Origin of the sequence: Brevibacillus sp. HB1.4B (genome assembly GCF_013284285.1) — a bacterium.
Lineage (GTDB): Bacteria > Bacillota > Bacilli > Brevibacillales > Brevibacillaceae > Brevibacillus > Brevibacillus porteri.
In genome coordinates this window covers 56,459-75,492 of the sequence record NZ_JABSUT010000002.1, presented here as the reverse complement: position 1 = coordinate 75,492, position 19,034 = coordinate 56,459, and the positions used below count along the sequence as shown (strand labels likewise).

Sequence of the window (19,034 nt, the reverse complement as noted above, 5' to 3'; positions counted from 1 at the left end):
TCCTTCCTCTCATACATTGGACAAGAGAGACTCGTACGATCGATAGAGGAGGGCGACGCCCTAATGACGAATAGGACCAGGAGACTTTTGTTCATCGTTATATATGGAGCAGCGCTGATCGTTCTCTTGAATTATCAGCCTATTCATCATTACATCAGTACGATCAAACATGTCCAGGTAGTGAATGGAGATCATAACGAAAACGAAAAAGCGCGTTTACGGGCGCAGATTGAAAAGTGGAAAGAGGGCAGAGAGGAACAGCCGATAGATGCCGTCGTCGATCAGACATGGAAAGCGATTCCGGGATATAATGGACGCGTTGTGGATGTAGAAGAATCAATCAATAAAATGCTGGCTGCGGGTGTGTCTAGTCCAGATTTGCTGGTATACAAGGAAGTACCTCCAGCGGTTTCGCTTGAGCAATTGGGAGCACATCCCATCTATCGAGGAAATCCGAATAAGCCGGCGATTTCTTTCATGATCAACGTGGCCTGGGGGAATGAGTATCTCGATTCAATGCTCAATACACTTGATAAGCACAAGGTAAAGACAACCTTCTTTCTGGATGGCTCTTGGGCAAAACGTTACCCAGAAGAAGCAAAAAAGATCTTGGCTCGTGGCCATGAGATTGGTAATCATGCGTATTCCCATCCCGATATGAACACACTGGGGACACAGAGAATTCATCAAGAGATAAGTCGTACGCAAGATGTTATTTATAAAACGCTGGAAGTGAAGCCCTCCTTGTTTGCACCGCCATCTGGTGCTTTTAACCAACGCGTTGTACAAATCGCGCATTCTTCTTATCAAATGAAGACGATTTTATGGACGGCAGATACGATTGACTGGCAGAAACCTTCGCCTGCTTATGTGATCAATAAAATAAGCCGGAAAATGGAGAACGGTGTCCTCGTACTCATGCACCCTACATCTACCTCCGAGGCCAGTTTAGATCAACTTCTGACGATCGCCAAAAAGAAGGGGCTACAGCCGACGACTGTTTCGGAGGTAATATCGAGTCGCAGACTCCCGTCACCGTAAATACATGTTCATTTATTGTGGAGACAAAGGAAGTTTGCTATAGTTAGACGTGTTTACAAGAAATTCCCCGAGGTTTCGGGTAGAGACAGATGAACAACCGAGGAGGATTTACGTGATACAACGTCATACGTGTGATAACGGTCTTCGAATCGTGACGGAACGGATTCCGTCCGTTCGCTCCGTTGCCTTAGGCATCTGGGTAGGGACTGGTTCGAAATATGAAAACGAGAAAAACAACGGGATTTCCCATTTTCTCGAGCATATGTTTTTCAAAGGCACGACTACTCGTTCTGCAAAGGAAATTGCGGAAACCTTTGATGAGATTGGCGGAAACGTGAACGCCTTTACCTCGAAGGAGTATACCTGCTATTACGCAAGGGTGCTCGACCAACATGCTCCAATCGCCCTCGATGTTCTTTCTGATATGTATTTCAACTCGGTGTTTGATGCAGATGAGTTGGAAAAGGAAAAGAACGTCGTCATTGAAGAAATTAGCATGTATGAAGACGCGCCAGATGATATGGTGCATGATTTAATTGCGCGCGCTTCGTACAGCACACACCCACTGGGGTATTCAATTTTGGGTACGGAGGATGTCCTGCGTAGCTTGAAACGTGACGATTTGCTCGGTTATATTGATCAGCATTACCTGCCAACGAATACGGTGATAACAGTAGCAGGAAATTTTGAAGACAGTTTGATTGAAGACATTCAAAAGCGCTTTCAGACTTTCTCGCGTCCAGGCAGTATGCCGACCTTGTCTACTCCTGATTTTGCTGGAAATGTGATCGCGCATCATAAAGCGACAGAGCAAGCGCATCTGTGCCTGTCACTACCTGGCTTTAAGGTAGGGCATCCTGATGTATACTCCTTGATTTTGCTGAACAACGTCCTGGGTGGCAGCATGAGTTCGCGTCTATTCCAAGAAATTCGAGAAGAGCGCGGCTTGGCATACTCTGTTTATTCCTATCATTCGTCCTACAAAGAAGCGGGTACGTTCCACGTATATACAGGAACGGCACCAGAGCAAGTAGGACAGGTTTTTGACATCGTCTCGCGCGTCCTACGCGATGTCGCTGATCATGGAATTACGGACAAAGAGCTGAATAAAGGAAAAGAGCAGCTGAAAGGCAGCCTGATGCTCAGCTTGGAAAGCACGAATAGCCGTATGAGTCGACTTGGCAAAAATGAACTCCTGCTGGGCCGTCACCTAAGTTTAGACGAGATCATCGCCAAAATTGACCGTGTTTCCCATGAATCTGTTTTGGCTGTGGCGCAGCAATTGTTCCGTTCCAAGATGTCTATGGCGATGGTGAGTCCACTCGACGGCTTCCCTGAAAACGTGAAAAACGATATTTTGTTGTAAGCAAAAATCCGGCATAGCCCGGATTTTTTTGCGTATATCAACAGTAAATAAAAGGACAAAGGGGGCTTCTCCATGCGCTTAAGCGAGTTGGGTGGGAAGGAGATTATTGGACTGGACAACGGGGAGAAAATGGGAGTCATCAGTGATTCCGATTTAGTCATCCATCCCGAAAACGGTACGATTCAATCCATCATCTTGCCAGGAGGCAGTTTCTTTGGGTTCGGTAAGAAGCGAGAGGACCTCGTGATCCCATGGAGATCCATTGTAAAAATTGGGCCAGATATGGTCATCATCCAGCTTCAAGCGCCTGAGGCACAAGCTTCCCAAAAGTAGGCGCTTCTGTCACCGAAGTAGCAGGAGCGGAATAGGATGGGGGTAGACCGCATGGATTTCCGTCAACTTTTCCAAATGGAAAACCTTTGCGTTCCGATCATTTAATGCAGTAAAATGTGTGGAAAGGGGAACGCAGCATGCTAACGGGCATACATGTTGCCTTCATCGGCGGAGACGCTCGCCAGTTGGAAGTCATTAAGCGATGCATACAACTGGATGCTAGCGTCACGTTAGTTGGCTTCGACAACCTGGAAAGTAATTTTACAGGGGCAACGAAGAAACCATTAACATGCGATGTGTTGAAAGACGTGGACGCCCTCATCCTACCCATCGTAGGGACCGATGACCAAGGATACGTGGAAAGTATTTTCTGCTCCAAACAAATGCAGTTGCTAGACGAACATGTGGCGAGTCTGCCGAGTCATTGCGTGGTTTACACGGGAATGGCAAAGCCTTATCTGAAAAAGCTGTTGGCTTCCACCCAGCTTCCGCTCGTGGAGCTATTGGATCGTGATGACGTAGCTATCTATAACTCTATCCCTACTGTAGAGGGAGCGTTAATGATGGCGATTCAACATACGGATATTACGATTCATGGATCACAGTCAATTGTTTTGGGGTTGGGCCGAACAGGTTTGTCCATGGCTCGAGCATTGCATGCGTTGGGAGCCCGCGTAAGAGTTGGGGCCAGACGTCAGGAACACTTGGCACGCATTTATGAGATGGGATTGACTCCCTTCCATATAAGCGAAGTAAGGCAACAGGTTACGAATGCTGATTTCATTTTTAATACCATCCCGCAATTATTACTCACGGCAGAAGTGATTGCTCAAATGCCTCAATCGGCGTTTATTCTTGATCTTGCCTCCAAACCAGGGGGAACGGATTTTCGTTACGCTGAAAGACGAGGTATTAAAGCTCTTCTTGCTCCCGGATTGCCTGGAATCGTTGCACCGAAAACCGCTGGACAAATTTTAGCCCAAACATTGTCTCGTCTTATTGCGGGTCAAAGGAAAGCGCCAGGAGGGGATGCAACTTGAGTAAACTTCAGGGAAAGACCATTGGATTTGGTTTGTCTGGATCGCATTGTACCTTTGAGGAAACCATGCCGCAAATTAAGCGATTTGTGGATGCTGGGGCACGGGTGGTACCGATCGTATCGAATACGATTATGACCACGGATACACGCTTCGGTACTTCTCAAAGCTGGCAGCAACAAATCAAGGAACTGACAGGCGAGGAGCTTATTTCGACGATTCCTCAGGCTGAGCCGTTGGGACCTTCCAAGTTGTTGGATGTCATGCTGATTGCGCCTTGCACAGGCAGTACGACGAGTCGATTGGCGAATGCCATTACGGATAGTGCCGTATTGATGGCAGCTAAAGCGACGATGCGTAATCTGCGACCCATTGTGATTGCCATTTCCACCAATGATGGTCTGGGATTAAATGCAGCCAATATTGCCAAGCTATTGGCCGCGAAAAATATGTATTTCGTGCCGTTCGGGCAGGATGCCCCGGATAAAAAACCGAACTCGCTTGTAGCTCGTATGGATCTCCTATTGGAAACATGCGAAGCAGCTTTGGAAGGTCGACAATTGCAACCCTTGCTCATCGAAAGATTTAACTACTAATAAGACTACAGAATAAACAATTAACCTGCTTTTTCGCGATTAGGAGGAGAGTAAGAGATGGCAAACCAACTGACTTTCAACGTTGCTGTAGTCGGTGCGACTGGTGCAGTCGGACAGCAGATGATTCAACTATTAGAACAGCGCAACTTCCCAATCAAACAGCTTAAGCTGCTTGCTTCTGGACGTTCTGCAGGAAAAACAGTCACCTTCAAGGGGCAAGAAATTGTACTGGAAGAGGCGACTCCAGACAGTTTTGCAGGGGTTGATTTTGCCTTGTTTAGTGCTGGTGGATCGGTCAGTAAGGAACTGGCTCATCATGCAGTGCGTCACGGTGCAGTTGTCATTGACAATACCAGCGCATTCCGGATGGATCCAGATGTTCCTCTCGTTGTGCCAGAAGTAAACATGGATGCTGCGCTCGCTCATAATGGAATCATTGCGAATCCGAATTGCTCTACGATTCAGATGGTTGCCGCTCTAAAACCCTTGTATGATCGTTTTGGTATAGACCGAATCATCGTTTCTACTTACCAGGCAGTATCTGGTGCAGGTCAATCTGCGATCAATGAATTGCTCGACCAAAGTCGAGACATTTTGGATGGTAAAGAACCGCAGTGTAACGTACTTCCTGTAGGCAAATTGCCTGTACATCATCAGATTGCGTACAACGCGATTCCGCAGATTGATGTGTTCACCGACAATGGTTTTACTTATGAAGAAATGAAAATGGTCAATGAGACCAAAAAAATCTTCGGTGATGACACTGTACTTGTTTCAGCTACTTGCGTACGTATTCCAGTGGTCTATGGCCATAGCGAGTCGGTATATGTAGAGCTGAAACAGGATTACGATCTGGCAGAAGTAAAGGCCCTGCTGGAAAACGCTCCTGGTATCGTGTTAGTAGATGTGCCAGGGGAACAGCAGTACCCACTTGCTACTGATGCAACAGGCAAACTGGAAGTATTCGTGGGCCGGGTGCGTCGTGATCTCCATCATCCTCGTGGACTGCATATGTGGATCGTTTCTGACAATCTTCTCAAGGGTGCAGCATGGAATACAGTACAAATCGCTGAAGAACTCATAAAAGCAAGAGTATAGGGGAGAGGTTAGTGAAGATTCTCGTCCAGAAGTTCGGTGGTTCTTCCTTGACGACGGAGGATTGCCGGATGCGGGCAATCTACCATATGGAAAAAGCAATTGATGAGGGCTATGCCCTCGTCGTTGTCGTATCGGCGATGGGTCGCAAGGGTGATCCATACGCAACGGATACACTTTTGCAGTTGGTTCGTGCGAATGGGAACCAACTGCCAAGTCGTGAAATGGATATGCTGATGCATACCGGAGAAATCATCTCTGCTACCATCATGTGCAGCATGCTGAATGCACGAGGAATTAAAGCAACGATTTTGACAGGTGGTCAGGCAAATATTGTGACGAGCGACGATTTTACGAATGCACAAATCACGTCGATCGATCCAAGTCGCATTTTGCAAGACCTGGAGGAAAGTCAAGTTGTGATCGTTCCAGGGTTTCAGGGACGTACAGCCGATTGGGAAATTACGACACTGGGACGGGGCGGTAGCGATACAACTGCAACCGCTCTCGGTGTCGCTTTGAAGGCTGAAACGGTGGATATTTTCACCGACGTGGAAGGCATTATGACGGCGGACCCGCGCATCGTCGAGGAAGCGCAGCGACTTGGCATGGTGACCTACACGGAGATTTGCAACATGGCTCACCTGGGTGCAAAAGTCATTCATCCTAGAGCGGTGGAGATCGCGATGCACGCAAACGTGCCGATTCGTGTTCGCTCTACGTTTTCGGACGACCCCGGTACACTTGTTACAACCATGCTGGAGATCGGGAAAATGGGCTACACTGTACACGACAGAGTCGTCATGGGAATTGCTCATGTACCGAACATTACCCAGATCAAGGTAGCGAACAAAGAAGGGTCTTACGATACACAGTTACAAGTCTTCAAAACGATGGCTACCAATAACATCAGCGTAGATTTCATCAATGTGAACCCAATGGGTGTTGCTTACACGGTCCATGATGAAATGGGAGAGAAAGCTGCTCGTCTGTTAACGGAAATGGGATACGAGCCGCAGCTGTTACCGCACTGCGCAAAAGTGTCCGTGATTGGTGCAGGGATGACGGGCGTGCCGGGTGTGATGGCACGAATCGTGGAGGCACTTACGCAAGAAGACATTCAAATTCTTCAATCGGCAGACTCCCATACAACCATCTGGGTACTCGTGCATGAAATGGATATGGTGAAGGCTGTTCGTGCGCTTCATCAGCAGTTCAATCTGCATGTTCAACATATGTAAGAGCATATCCTGCCTTAAATACCTACTGATCACGATAAGAGGAGTTGGAGAGTGAGTGGCACGTTTTGGTAGACTGCTTACCGCAATGGTAACGCCTTTTAATGATCAACTTCAAATCGATTACGATAAAACAGAACGTTTGATTGATCATTTGATCGCAAATGGAACGACGGGGATTGTCGTCAGTGGAACGACTGGCGAATCTCCGACTTTGTCTCGTACCGAAAAGCTTGATCTGTTCCGTCATGTGGTATCCTACGCAAAAGGAAGAGTCCACATCATTGCTGGAACAGGCAGTAATGATACAGCTTCCAGTATAGAGTTCACTCAAGCTGTACAATCCATTGGCGTAGACGCTGTAATGCTCGTTGCACCCTATTACAGCAAGCCATCTCAAGAAGGGCTTTACGCACACTTTAAGGCATTGGCTGATGCTACCGAGTTGCCAATCATGCTGTACAATGTGCCAGGACGTACTGTTGTCAATATGACAGCGGAAACGACTCTGCGTTTGGCTCAACTGCCAAATGTCGTTTGCGTGAAGGAAGCCTCTGGCAACTTGTCGCAGATGTCGCAAATCATTGAACATGCTCCAGAAGGCTTTGAGCTGTATAGTGGTGATGATGGCTTAACCTTGCCGATCCTGTCTATCGGGGGAGTGGGCATTGTCAGTGTGGCGAGTCACATAGTTGGCCGCCAAATGACAGACATGATGGACGCTTATTTTGCAGGTAATTACGCAGATGCAGCAAGACTCCATCGCAAGCTGTTGCCGATTTTTGAAGGCCTGTTTGCCTACCCGAGCCCAGGACCGACCAAGGTCGCATTAGAAAAGCTCGGCGTTCAAGTTGGGGGCGTTCGATTGCCTCTAGTTGAGCTGAATGAACAAGAAAAAGCATTCGTTCATTCCCTGCTTGTTTAACTCCATAGAAAGATCAAGAGCCATTCCTGCCCGGGATGGCTCTTTTTCCTTGTGTTCATGATTTCACTTCGGGTATAATAAGAACAAGTGATTTGGGGCGGTTTTTTTGAGTGGACATGACAACTAAATATAGGAGGTTACACGTTTTGGCAAAGTCGAATCACTCTGTTCTCGTTTTCGCCCTGGGCGGAGTCGGCGAAATTGGGAAGAATATGTACGTGGTACAAAGCGGTGATGACATCGTAGTGATTGATGCCGGGTTGAAGTTCCCAGAAGAGGAAATGCTGGGGATTGATATGGTTATTCCGGATATCACCTACTTGGAGGAACATCGCGACAAGGTTCGGGGTATTATTATTACGCATGGACACGAAGACCACATCGGCGGCCTCAGCTACGTGCTGAAGCATTTGAAAGTCCCGGTTTATGCGACAAAACTTACCCTTGGTTTAATTGATGCAAAGTTAAAAGAAGCGGGCATCCTAAACGAAACAAAACGCGTATTGATCAACAGCGACTCGGAAGTCGTTCTCGGAAAGATGAAAGCGACCTTTTTCCGCGTAAACCACAGCATCCCGGATTGTGTAGGGGTATGCCTGGACACGCCAGAAGGTTACATCGTTCATACAGGAGACTTCAAGTTCGATCAAACACCTGTTAACAATCAGGTAGCTGATCTGGCAAAAATGGCGATGATCGGTGACAGAGGCGTTTTGTGCTTGCTCTCTGACAGTACGAATGCAGAACGGCCTGGATTTACCGGATCGGAACGCTCAGTGGGCAAAGCACTCATGGATGTGTTCAGCAAAGCATCTGGACGTATTGTGGTTTCTACGTTTGCATCAAATGTTCACCGCATTCAACAAGTGGTGGATGCTGCAGCACAGTTCAACCGTAAATTAACGGTTGTCGGCCGGAGCATGCAAAATGTTATTAATATCAGCAGAGACTTAGGGTACTTGTTGGTCCCTGAGGGCTTGATTGTTGAGATCGATGAAATCAACAAGCTGAATGCTGAACAAGTCGTTATTTTATCAACTGGAAGCCAAGGAGAGCCTATGTCCGCGCTCACTCGGATGGCCCGATCCGCCCATCGGAAAATTGACATCCTTCCAGGGGATACCGTTATTATTGCAGCCACTCCCATTCCAGGGAATGAAAAATACGTGGCGCGTACGATCGATCAATTATCGCGCATTGGTGCAGATGTCATTTATGGTGGCCATGGACCTAACGGAACCGTCCACGTCTCCGGTCATGGTAGCCAAGAAGAATTGCGCCTGATGCTAAACCTAATGAAGCCTAAGTACTTTATTCCTGTTCACGGTGAATATCGCATGTTGAAAACGCATGCCTTACTTGCTGAACAGGTTGGCATTCCTGAAGAAAACACGTTCTTGCTGGATAACGGCGATACAGTTGAATTCTTAGGGGGCAAGGCCCGTTACGGTGGAAAAGTTCATGCTGGCAACGTTTTGATTGACGGCTTGGGCGTTGGTGATGTAGGAAACATCGTGCTTAGAGATCGCAAATTACTGTCACAAGATGGCATACTGGTAGTTGTCGTTACACTCAGCAAACAAAATGGCACGATTTTGTCAGGTCCAGACATCATTTCTCGCGGTTTCGTCTACGTGCGTGAATCCGAAGAGCTGCTGGATGAGGCAAATCGCATAGTGACCCAAACACTTGTCAAATGCATGGAAGAAAATGTGAATGAATGGTCTTCACTGAAAAATAACGTAAAAGAGTCATTAGGCCGTTATCTGTACGAGCAAACGCGCAGACGTCCGATGATCTTGCCGATTATCATGGAAGTGTAGGATCACTTGATAAAGAGCTGGAAACCCTTTAGAAGAAGGGTTTCTGGCTTTTTTTGGCTTTGTGGGCGCATGATTTTTCCTCCCCTTATCCATACTACAGAGGAAAGTGAGGGAGGATCATCCATGCCGAATCAACAATTTAACGATTTTTTAAATAGGCCACCATTTGCAAGTACAGCGGTAAATAGTAAGGAATCCCAACCACAATCACCAACTGATGATCAGGAGCCTGCTGCTTCGCCGCCATCAGAAGCACCTGCACAAGAAGATCCGAAGAAAAAACTGCTCGATTCCATTACGCAACTGGGCCAGACAAACGTTCCACAGCTCGAAAGCAATATTTATTGTATGACCATCATCGGACAAGTAGAAGGACATATTCAGTTGCCCCCTCAAAATAAGACGACGAAATATGAGCACCTCATCCCTCAATTGGTTGCGGCAGAACAAAACAGCAAAATAGAGGGCGTGCTCGTCATTTTGAATACGGTTGGTGGGGATGTGGAAGCGGGCTTAGCGATTGCGGAAATGGTAGCGTCATTATCTAAACCGGTAGTCACACTCGTACTCGGCGGTGGTCATAGTATCGGTGTGCCAATTGCTGTAGCTGGTTCGTACTCATTTATTGCAGAAACCGCTACGATGACGATCCATCCGATCCGCTTGACGGGTCTTGTCATTGGTGTGCCGCAAACGTTTGAGTACTTGGACAAAATGCAAGATCGTGTAGTGAGCTTCATTTCCCGTCACTCCAATGTCTCGGAAGAAAAGTTCCGTGAGCTCATGACCCGAACCGGTGAATTGACACGAGACATCGGAACGAATGTGATTGGCGTAGATGCGGTTAAATATGGTTTGATTGATGAAGTCGGCGGCCTTGGAAGTGCGCTGAAAAAGCTGAACGAACTGATCAAATCGCAAAAAGGCGAGGAGAGTGTACTCCAATGATCTTATACTCCATCATTCCGATGGAAACGGTTTTTGAGAACATGGAGCAAGTGGAGAAACAAGAGCTGAAAGAGATCGCGGTGGGTCATGCCACGATGCTCATTGAGCAAACCGGACCGTTTGAAGGAAAAATCGTCAGGCTGATTAGTCCGGATCCGCAAGACTACCTGAAGGAGCAGTTCGCACCCGGACAAAAAATTCAGTTTCAACCTGAATGGCTCGCCTAAGAAGTCCTGTATTTCTATGAATTTCCTGTGTTATACTAGTGATGTACGAACAGCAGCCGAACATGCGACGGCTGCCTTTTTTAACGAATAGGAATTTATTAAATAAATTCCGGAGCGCATGGAAACTTTCCGCTAAAACGCGGTCGCTCTACGTTGAAAAGGCCTCGATAGAGGTTTTCTTACCATTACAGTACATAACGAGTGTAATGACGAGGAGGAGGCGTGCCATTGAGTAGGAGAAAAAAAGAGCGTTCACAAGCGGCATTGGCCTCAGTTGTCAAAATAGAGCTGCTGGGACTTCTCATCATCGTGCTGTCCTTGATCGGGCTTTTGGAGAGTGGATGGCTGGGCAAAAATGTACTGGCACTTCTATTTCGGTTTATTGCGGGCTCATGGGATTTCATCATTCCTGTTCTGCTAATCGGAATGGCCATACATATGATGTTTACGAGAAAGTCACCGAAGCTTACTTACCGCGTCTTAGGGATAGCGCTCATTGGTGTGGCGATTTTGACCTGGGATCACATGATTTTGTACAAACAAATTACCGCAGATGGAAAATTTGCAGAGCAAAGCATTATTAAGGTTACATGGGACAGAATTTGGCTCGATCATGGTCAGAAAGTGTCCACCACCGGGGTAGGCGGAGGGATGATCGGTGCCCTGTTTTTTGCGGTGACAAATGGTCTTGTTGGGACAATTGGTACGGGTCTCGTGATTGTTTTCCTTTTCCTTGTGGGACTGATGTTTCTGTTCAATCTCTCTTATGTAAACATTTTGATGTTTGCCAAGGACAAGCTCGCTTTGTTTTACGGAAAGGCGAAAAATACAGTGAAGGACTCTGTACAGCTTTTACAGGAAGAGAGCGAGAAGCGAAAGAAGGAAGCAAAGGAATCCGAAGAGGCTCGCAAGCAAAAGCAATCGGAGGAAGAGAACGGCACAATCGCGGTTACTGCGTTGAAAGAGCAAAAATCTCATCCACAGCCTGCTATTCAGGAGGAAGAAGTCCAGCAACCGAACGCCCCGTTAATTCGTGATTTTACGGATCGCATTGCGTTGGATGAGGATGAGGAACTGGTCGATCCTAGTCATCAAGCGAGAGCTGCACAACCGAAAACAAATCAGGAAATTACGTTTGCGCTCGAAGGAGAAGAAGAAATCTTCGGTACACTAGATACCAGAGAAGAACAGAACACCATACCGTATGAGCTTCCAAATCTGCAAATGCTCGCAAGACCTAAAGCGAGTTCTACAGGAAAAGACGTCGATCATACCTCAAATGCGGCGAAATTAGTGCAGACACTGAAGAGCTTTGGGGTCAATGCAACGGTTTCCGAAGTACATCGCGGACCAGCTGTTACACGCTATGAAGTTCAGCCTGCTACAGGGGTAAAAGTAAGTAGGATTGTCAGCTTGACGGATGACCTTGCTCTGGCATTGGCGGCAAAAGATATCCGGATTGAGGCACCAATCCCAGGAAAATCAGCCATTGGCATCGAGGTTCCGAACTCTGAGGTAGCGGTCGTATCACTACGAGAAGTGTTAGAAGCTCCTGAGTATCAAGATGCGCCAGGGAAGCTTACCGTTGCTCTTGGCCGGGATATTTCCGGAGAGCCGATCGTAGCAGATTTGACGAAAATGCCCCATTTGCTCGTAGCGGGGGCGACGGGAAGCGGAAAATCAGTATGCATTAACGGATTAATCATGAGTATTTTGTTCAAGGCCAAACCAGAAGAAGTCAAGCTGATGATGGTTGACCCGAAAATGGTGGAACTGAATGTGTACAACGGAATTCCACATTTGTTGGCTCCTGTTGTTACTGACCCGAGAAGAGCTTCTGTTGCATTGAAAAAGGTCGTGGCAGAGATGGAGCGGCGTTATAATTTGTTTGCCAAAACAGGGAGCCGCAATATTGAAATGTACAATGCGCAAGTGGAAGGGACGCCACTTCCCTATATTGTCGTCATTGTCGATGAGCTTGCGGACTTGATGATGGTAGCTCCGGGAGAAGTGGAGGATGCGATTTGTCGACTCGCGCAAATGGCTCGTGCTTCCGGGATTCATCTCATCATCGCGACACAACGTCCTTCCGTAGATGTCATTACGGGTGTGATCAAGGCGAACATCCCTTCCCGCATTGCCTTTGGGGTATCTTCGATGGCTGACTCCAGAACGATTCTGGATATGGGAGGAGCGGAAAAGCTTCTTGGTAGAGGGGACATGCTTTCGCTGCCGATGGGGGCATCCAAGCCGACTCGTGTTCAAGGAGCTTTTGTATCCGACAAGGAAGTAGAAGAGGTTGTTCGTTTTGTGAAAGAACAGCAAGAGGTTCGCTACAATGAAGAGATGATCCCGGGTGACGTGCAAGAGGAACAGCAGCCAGTCGTGGATGATGAACTGTACGATCAAGCTGTTCAAATTGTTTCAGAAGCCCAAACGGCATCGGCATCCTTGCTGCAGCGTCGTCTCCGTGTCGGTTATACGCGAGCGGCACGATTGATTGATATGATGGAAGCTCAAGGAATAGTCGGTCCTTATGAGGGAAGCAAGCCTCGTGAGGTTCGTCTACCACGTCCGTCCATAGAAAGCAATATTTCATAGTGAAAGACTCTGCCAGTATTTGTACCGGCAGGGTCTTTTTTCCTATTTTAGGAGAAAAATCCCTGTCGAAATTAATCATTTTGCATTATTATTCATAAATATTTGGCTTGCATGATACTCGCCCCTCATGTAAACTTTTTAAGAGATTGACGGAAATTGTTGTTATTTAAGTCTCATACGAATCAGAGGTCTGACGTCCTACCTGTTGGGATGGCTGAAGGACAGCAGGAGTGAATGATGATGAGCATCAAAGGGAATGTTCGATCACTGTTTCTCTTGGTAATGGACAAGATCAAGAGTGATATCGAAACCGGACTTCTTCGTCCTGGTGAACGCCTCCCTTCTGAAGCCGAACTATCCAAACAGCTTGGTGTAAGCAGGGCGACGCTTCGCGAGGCACTCCGACTTCTTGAGGAAGAGAAGATTGTCATTCGTAGACACGGTGTAGGTACCTTTATTAATTCAAAGCCTGTTTTTTCAGGCGGGATTGGGGAACTCTTTAGTGTGACGGATGCAATTGAGCGTCAAGGATATACGGCAGGAACCTTGATCCTGAAAACATCCTTTGGCGAATCTGCTGAAGAAGAGAGGAAGCGGCTAGCCTTAAATCCGGGTGAAGGCGTTCTCATAGTAGAGCGAATTCGCACGGCTGACGGTGAGCCTGTGGTTTATTGTGTGGACCGCATTCCTGCACATCTGGTGCCCGGGGGCTATGCGGCAAGTGGAGAGTCTATCTTCAAATGGCTGGAGAGCGTAACAGGGGTAAGGATCGCATACGCAGTAGCCGATATTGAACCCATGGGCTACAATGAAAAGGTTTCCAACCTGCTGCATTGCGATAAATCTGCTCCCATGCTCTTGCTCAAACAGATTCATTACGACGAAAGTGAAAAGCCAGTGCTATACTCCCATAATTACTTCAGGGCTGACAAAATTCACTTTCATGTCGTACGGAGACGGTTGTAACTGTGGGGGCAACCTCACTCAACAATTTCATCAACTAAAAACAGGGGGTAATCTCAGATGAAGAAAGTTCTATCCGTGCTTTCTGTGGCAACACTCAGCCTGTCGCTCGTTCTCGCTGGCTGCGGAAGCAAACCAGAAGCACAGCCTCAAGGCCAAACTGGTAGCAATGGTGGTGCTCCAGCTGCTAAAGCTATCAAAGTAGGTATGGTTACAGACGTTGGCGGCGTAAACGACAACTCCTTTAACCAGAGTGCTTGGGAAGGGCTGCAAAAACTCCAAACCGATTTGAATCTCCCGAAAGAAAACGTAAACTATCTGCAATCTAAATCAGATGCTGACTATGTACCAAACCTGACTCAATTCGTAAAAGACGGTTGGGATCTGACTTGGGGTATCGGCTTCTTGATGGGTGACCACCTGAAAAAAGTAGCAGATGAAAACAAAAACGCAAAATTGGCGATCATCGACGCTGAAGTAGATGCTCCTAACGTAGCATCTGTACTCTTCAAAGAGCATGAAGGCTCCTTCCTCGCTGGTGTTGTTGCAGCGAAGATGACGAAAACGAAAAAAGTTGGTTTCGTTGGTGGCGTTGATATCCCGGTAATCAAACGCTTTGATCTTGGCTTCGAAGCAGGTGTAAAAGCTGTTGACCCAAGCATTCAAGTAATCAAAGTATACACTGGTGCTTTTGATAAACCAGACATGGGTAAATCTACGGCTTCCTCTATGTACGGTCAAGGTGTGGACATCATCTTCCACGCTTCCGGCGGTACAGGTGACGGTGTGTTCAACGAAGCAAAAGACCGTAAAGCTAAAGGCGAAAACGTATGGGTAATCGGTGTTGACAAAGACCAATCCCTGACTTTTGGCGACGAGATCACATTGACTTCCATGGTAAAACGTGTTGACGAAGCAGTTATTCGTGTAGCGAAAGACTTGTCTGAGGGTAAATTCAAAGGCGGAGTACAATGGCTCGGACTGGCTGAAAACGGTGTAGGTCTGGCTGACACTTCCACGAAGAACGTTCCTGAAGACGTACTGAAACTGGTTGAAGAATACAAGCAAAAAATCGTTAAAGGCGAAATCACAGTTCCTGACAAGTAAAAACTAAGGAAGCTGCAAACGGACAAGGCTGGTTCGAGCTACTGGCCTTGTCCTTTACCTTCACAATAGACCCGAAAAATGGGGTGAGCATGCATGAACTCGGTAAAAAAAGTGGTTGAAATGAGAGGGATCACAAAACGGTTCCCAGGCATTATTGCGAATGACAGTATTACGCTGTCCGTAGGTAAAGGTGAAATTCATGCGCTGCTCGGAGAGAATGGCGCGGGTAAGTCCACACTCATGAATATCTTGTTCGGTCTATATCAGCCGGATGAAGGCGAAATTCTGATTAACGAGAAAGTTGTACAGATCACCAGTCCAAAGATTGCAAACGACCTTGGTATCGGAATGGTTCACCAACATTTTATGCTCGTAGAAACATTTACAGTCACGGAAAACATTGTGCTAGGAAATGAACCGAAAAACGGGTTGAAGATAGATATTCAAAGCGCTGAGAAAGCGGTAGAAAAACTGTCGAATCAATACGGGCTCAAAGTTGATCCGAGAGCAAAAATTCAGGATATCTCAGTAGGGATGCAGCAGCGTGTTGAGATTTTGAAAACGCTTTATCGCGGTGCGGACATCTTGATTTTTGATGAGCCTACGGCTGTATTGACGCCGCAGGAAATCCATGAACTTATCGAGATCATGCATAACTTGGTAAAAGAAGGTAAGACAATTATCCTGATCACACATAAGCTGAAAGAAATTATGGCAGTATGTGACGCGGTAACAATCATTCGTCGCGGAAAAGTCATTGATTCCGTTTTGGTAAAAGATACGAATCCAGACGACTTGGCTGCAAAAATGGTTGGTCGTGAAGTAAACTTCCGCGTGGATAAAACGGAAGCAAAACCTAAAGATACGATCTTGGCCGTAGAGAAATTGACTGCAATGGGGAACCGCGGTGTGAATGCACTGAACAATCTCAGCTTAGAGGTTCGCGCGGGTGAAATTCTCGGGATTGCAGGAGTCGACGGAAATGGCCAAAGTGAACTGATTGAAGTATTAACTGGCTTACGTAAAGCAACAAGTGGGCGTGTCCTTCTTAATGGCAAAGAAATTACGAATCAAAGTCCGCGAAACATTTCGGAATCAGGATTGTCTCACATTCCAGAAGACCGACATAAACGAGGATTGGTTCTTGATTTCACCATGAGTGAAAATATGGTATTGGAAACGTATTTCCATCCAACGTTTTGCAAAGGCGGTTTTCTTGATTATGGCGCCATTGACAAGCATGCGGCCAAGCTTATCGAAGAATTCGACGTTCGAACTCCGAGTATTTACACGCCAGCACGAGCGCTTTCGGGAGGAAACCAACAGAAGGCAATTATTGCCCGCGAAGTGGACAAGAACCCGGATTTGCTGATTGCGGCTCAACCTACTCGTGGCTTGGACGTAGGGGCTATCGAATTCATTCATCGCAGACTAATTGATCAACGCGATCAAGGAAAAGCAGTTCTCTTGCTTTCCTTAGAATTGGATGAGGTTATCAATGTGTCCGACCGGATTGCGGTTATTTATGAGGGAGCTATTGTGGGGATTGTCGATGCGAAATCGACATCAGAGCAAGAGCTCGGCTTGATGATGTCCGGCGGGAAAGTAATGCAAGGAGGGGGAAACGATGAATAGAGTTATTGCGGTCTTCACGAAAGAATCGTTTCTCGTTCCTGCCGTTGCGATCATTCTTGGTCTTTTGACTGGGGCAATTGCAATGTTGGCAGGTGGATTTAATCCAATCGATGCCTATATGGCTTTGCTTAAAAAAGTATTTGGTAACGCGTATAACTTTGGGGAAACGATTCGCCAAATTACGCCTTTGATATTTACAGGTTTGGCTGTAGCGTTTGCTTTCCGTACAGGTCTTTTTAACATCGGGGCAGAAGGTCAATTTATCGTAGGGATGATTGCTTCTACTGTTGTAGGTGTTTCTTTTGACCTTCCAGCTATCATTCATGCTCCACTTGCTATCATTGCAGGTGCTGTAGCAGGTGGTTTGTGGGGTGCCATTGCCGGTTATTTGAAAGCAGCCCGTGGTGTCAATGAGGTTATTACCAGCATTATGTTGAACTGGGTAGCTCTTTACTTTGCAAACTGGGTCATGAATGCCTTCTTTATTCCAGCAGGCAAACAAACATCTGAAGAGGTAAAGGATTCTGCGATCATTACCATTGGATGGCTCGCTGAAATGTTTGACAATGCTCGTTTGCACTGGGGTACACTGATTGCCGTACTCGCAGCTATTTTCTTCTATATCATCCTTTGGAAAACAAAATCTGGTTTTGAATTGCGTTCCGTTGGTTTGAACCCGCATGCTTCTGAGTATGCTGGTATGAACGTGAATCGTAATGTTGTAAAGGCTATGTTTATTGGTGGTATGTTTGCAGGGATTGGTGGAGCTACTGAGATTTTGGGCGTATTCCACTATCAAGCGATTATGACGCAGCATACTGGCTATGGCTTTGATGGAATTGCGGTAGCATTGATTGGCGGAAATACACCATTCGGGGTTATCCTTGCTGCCATATTGTTTGGGGTTCTCACATTCGGTGCGAGCGGTATGCAATTTAGTGCAGGTGTACCGTTTGAATTGATTCGTGTCGTGATTGCTTCCGTTATTTTCTTCGTTGCTGCACATGGCATCGTGAAAATGTTTATTAAGCCGATCTTGAAGAAGAAAAAGGAAGGTGGAAACTGATGGATTGGGGATTAATTCTTAGCAACCTCGTTCATGATACCATCGTGTTTTCCACTGCCTTGATTTTTGCAGCATTGGGTGGACTGTACTCCGAGCGTTCTGGTGTCGTGAACATTGCGCTAGAAGGTATGATGATTATCGGTGCTTTTACTGGTGCCGTAATGACCTATGCTTTCCAAGATTCACTTGGTGCTTGGGCACCGTGGGTCGGATTTATTGCAGCGGGGATTGCCGGTTCTATTTTTGCACTCCCACATGCTGTTGCTTCGGTAACGTTTAAAGCGGACCAGACCGTCAGCGGTGTGGCCCTGAACTTCTTGGCAGCTGGACTTTCCATCTACCTGACCAAAATTATTTTTAACGGAGCAGGTCAGACAACGACATTGAACTCAGTGTTTAACAAATTCAGTATTCCTGGATTGAGTGAAATTCCGTATATCGGACATGCCATTTTTGAGGCTTATCCTACGAGCTATCTAGCTTTCATTGCAGTTTTCCTTACTTGGTATATTGTATTCAAGACACCATTCGGATTGCGCTTGCGTGCAGTTGGTGAGCATCCGCGTGCTGCTGATACAGTAGGGATCAATGTTAAGAGAATGCGCTACACAGCTGTTATGATCAGTGGTATGCTGGCTGCGTTGGGTGGAGCTACCATTTCTTTGACGACAACCAGTAACTTTTCCCATAACACGGTTTCCGGACAAGGGTTTATCGCGATTGCGGCCTTGATCTTTGGTAAATGGCATCCAATGGGTGCGATGGGAGCAGCTTTATTCTTTGGTGTCGCTCAAGCGATCAAGTCTTTGGTGCAAATCTTCGGATTGACCAATTACATTCCTACTGAATTTATCTTCATGCTTCCGTACGTACTGACGATTCTCGTGATGGCTGGTCTGGTAGGACGATCCAGTGCTCCAGCGGCCCTCGGCAAACCTTACGATACGGGATCGCGTTAATCATTCGTTGACAAAATTTAGCGTCTAGAACCTGTCACTTCCCCTGTGCGATAATTTTTGTGACTGCTTGCGGT

The 19,034-nt window shown here is 46.8% G+C and carries 17 protein-coding genes; all 17 read left to right on the top strand.

Translation table 11 applies throughout. From position 1 onward, the window contains the following. Positions 1-63 precede the first annotated feature (63 nt). Positions 64-1,041 (top strand): polysaccharide deacetylase family protein, encoded by a 978-nt coding sequence (locus tag HP398_RS04605; RefSeq protein WP_017249285.1) that lies wholly within the window; start codon positions 64-66, stop codon positions 1,039-1,041. Positions 1,042-1,153: 112 nt separating this feature from the next. After that, complete coding sequence (locus tag HP398_RS04600) at positions 1,154-2,407, top strand: M16 family metallopeptidase (RefSeq protein ID WP_017249284.1); 1,254 nt, start codon at positions 1,154-1,156, stop codon at positions 2,405-2,407. Positions 2,408-2,479: 72 nt separating this feature from the next. Continuing rightward, positions 2,480-2,740 carry a YlmC/YmxH family sporulation protein gene (locus HP398_RS04595; protein WP_017249283.1) on the top strand — a complete coding sequence of 87 codons (261 nt, stop codon included), beginning with the start codon at positions 2,480-2,482 and terminating at the stop codon, positions 2,738-2,740. A gap of 137 nt (positions 2,741-2,877) precedes the next feature. After that, the gene (dpsA, locus tag HP398_RS04590) at positions 2,878-3,780 is read left to right on the top strand and encodes a dipicolinate synthase subunit DpsA (RefSeq protein WP_017249282.1); all 903 of its coding nucleotides are present in this window, start codon (positions 2,878-2,880) and stop codon (positions 3,778-3,780) included. Then, positions 3,777-4,373 (top strand): dipicolinate synthase subunit B, encoded by a 597-nt coding sequence (locus tag HP398_RS04585; RefSeq protein WP_007719213.1) that lies wholly within the window; start codon positions 3,777-3,779, stop codon positions 4,371-4,373. The genes dpsA and HP398_RS04585 overlap by 4 nt, the downstream gene beginning before the upstream one ends. A gap of 57 nt (positions 4,374-4,430) precedes the next feature. Beyond that, positions 4,431-5,471 carry an aspartate-semialdehyde dehydrogenase gene (locus HP398_RS04580; RefSeq protein WP_069849223.1) on the top strand — a complete coding sequence of 347 codons (1,041 nt, stop codon included), beginning with the start codon at positions 4,431-4,433 and terminating at the stop codon, positions 5,469-5,471. An 11-nt stretch (positions 5,472-5,482) separates the two neighbouring features. After that, positions 5,483-6,709, top strand: a complete 1,227-nt coding sequence (gene dapG, locus HP398_RS04575; protein WP_017249280.1) for an aspartate kinase — start codon at positions 5,483-5,485, stop codon at positions 6,707-6,709. Between the two features lie 55 nt (positions 6,710-6,764). Next, the gene (dapA, locus tag HP398_RS04570) at positions 6,765-7,631 is read left to right on the top strand and encodes a 4-hydroxy-tetrahydrodipicolinate synthase (RefSeq protein ID WP_173621998.1); all 867 of its coding nucleotides are present in this window, start codon (positions 6,765-6,767) and stop codon (positions 7,629-7,631) included. A gap of 146 nt (positions 7,632-7,777) precedes the next feature. Then, positions 7,778-9,454 carry a ribonuclease J gene (locus HP398_RS04565; RefSeq protein WP_017249278.1) on the top strand — a complete coding sequence of 559 codons (1,677 nt, stop codon included), beginning with the start codon at positions 7,778-7,780 and terminating at the stop codon, positions 9,452-9,454. A gap of 123 nt (positions 9,455-9,577) precedes the next feature. Beyond that, the gene (locus HP398_RS04560) at positions 9,578-10,402 is read left to right on the top strand and encodes a ClpP family protease (protein ID WP_173621997.1); all 825 of its coding nucleotides are present in this window, start codon (positions 9,578-9,580) and stop codon (positions 10,400-10,402) included. Beyond that, on the top strand, positions 10,399-10,629 hold the full coding sequence (locus HP398_RS04555; RefSeq protein ID WP_017249276.1) for a YlzJ-like family protein: 231 nt from the start codon (positions 10,399-10,401) through the stop codon (positions 10,627-10,629). The genes HP398_RS04560 and HP398_RS04555 overlap by 4 nt, the downstream gene beginning before the upstream one ends. Before the next feature lie 222 nt (positions 10,630-10,851). Further along, positions 10,852-13,230 carry an FtsK/SpoIIIE family DNA translocase gene (locus tag HP398_RS04550; protein WP_173621996.1) on the top strand — a complete coding sequence of 793 codons (2,379 nt, stop codon included), beginning with the start codon at positions 10,852-10,854 and terminating at the stop codon, positions 13,228-13,230. 240 nt (positions 13,231-13,470) lie between these two features. Continuing rightward, entirely contained in the window at positions 13,471-14,196 is a 726-nt protein-coding gene (locus tag HP398_RS04545; protein WP_017249274.1) for a GntR family transcriptional regulator, read from the top strand. Positions 14,197-14,253: 57 nt separating this feature from the next. Further along, entirely contained in the window at positions 14,254-15,300 is a 1,047-nt protein-coding gene (locus HP398_RS04540) for a BMP family lipoprotein (protein ID WP_017249273.1), read from the top strand. 93 nt (positions 15,301-15,393) lie between these two features. Continuing rightward, the gene (locus HP398_RS04535) at positions 15,394-16,935 is read left to right on the top strand and encodes an ABC transporter ATP-binding protein (protein ID WP_017249272.1); all 1,542 of its coding nucleotides are present in this window, start codon (positions 15,394-15,396) and stop codon (positions 16,933-16,935) included. Beyond that, positions 16,928-18,001, top strand: coding sequence for an ABC transporter permease (locus HP398_RS04530; protein ID WP_173621995.1), 1,074 nt, complete (start codon positions 16,928-16,930; stop codon positions 17,999-18,001). Before HP398_RS04535 ends, HP398_RS04530 begins: the two co-directional genes overlap by 8 nt. Continuing rightward, positions 18,001-18,960 (top strand): ABC transporter permease, encoded by a 960-nt coding sequence (locus HP398_RS04525; protein ID WP_017249270.1) that lies wholly within the window; start codon positions 18,001-18,003, stop codon positions 18,958-18,960. Before HP398_RS04530 ends, HP398_RS04525 begins: the two co-directional genes overlap by 1 nt. Positions 18,961-19,034: the final 74 nt, after the last annotated feature.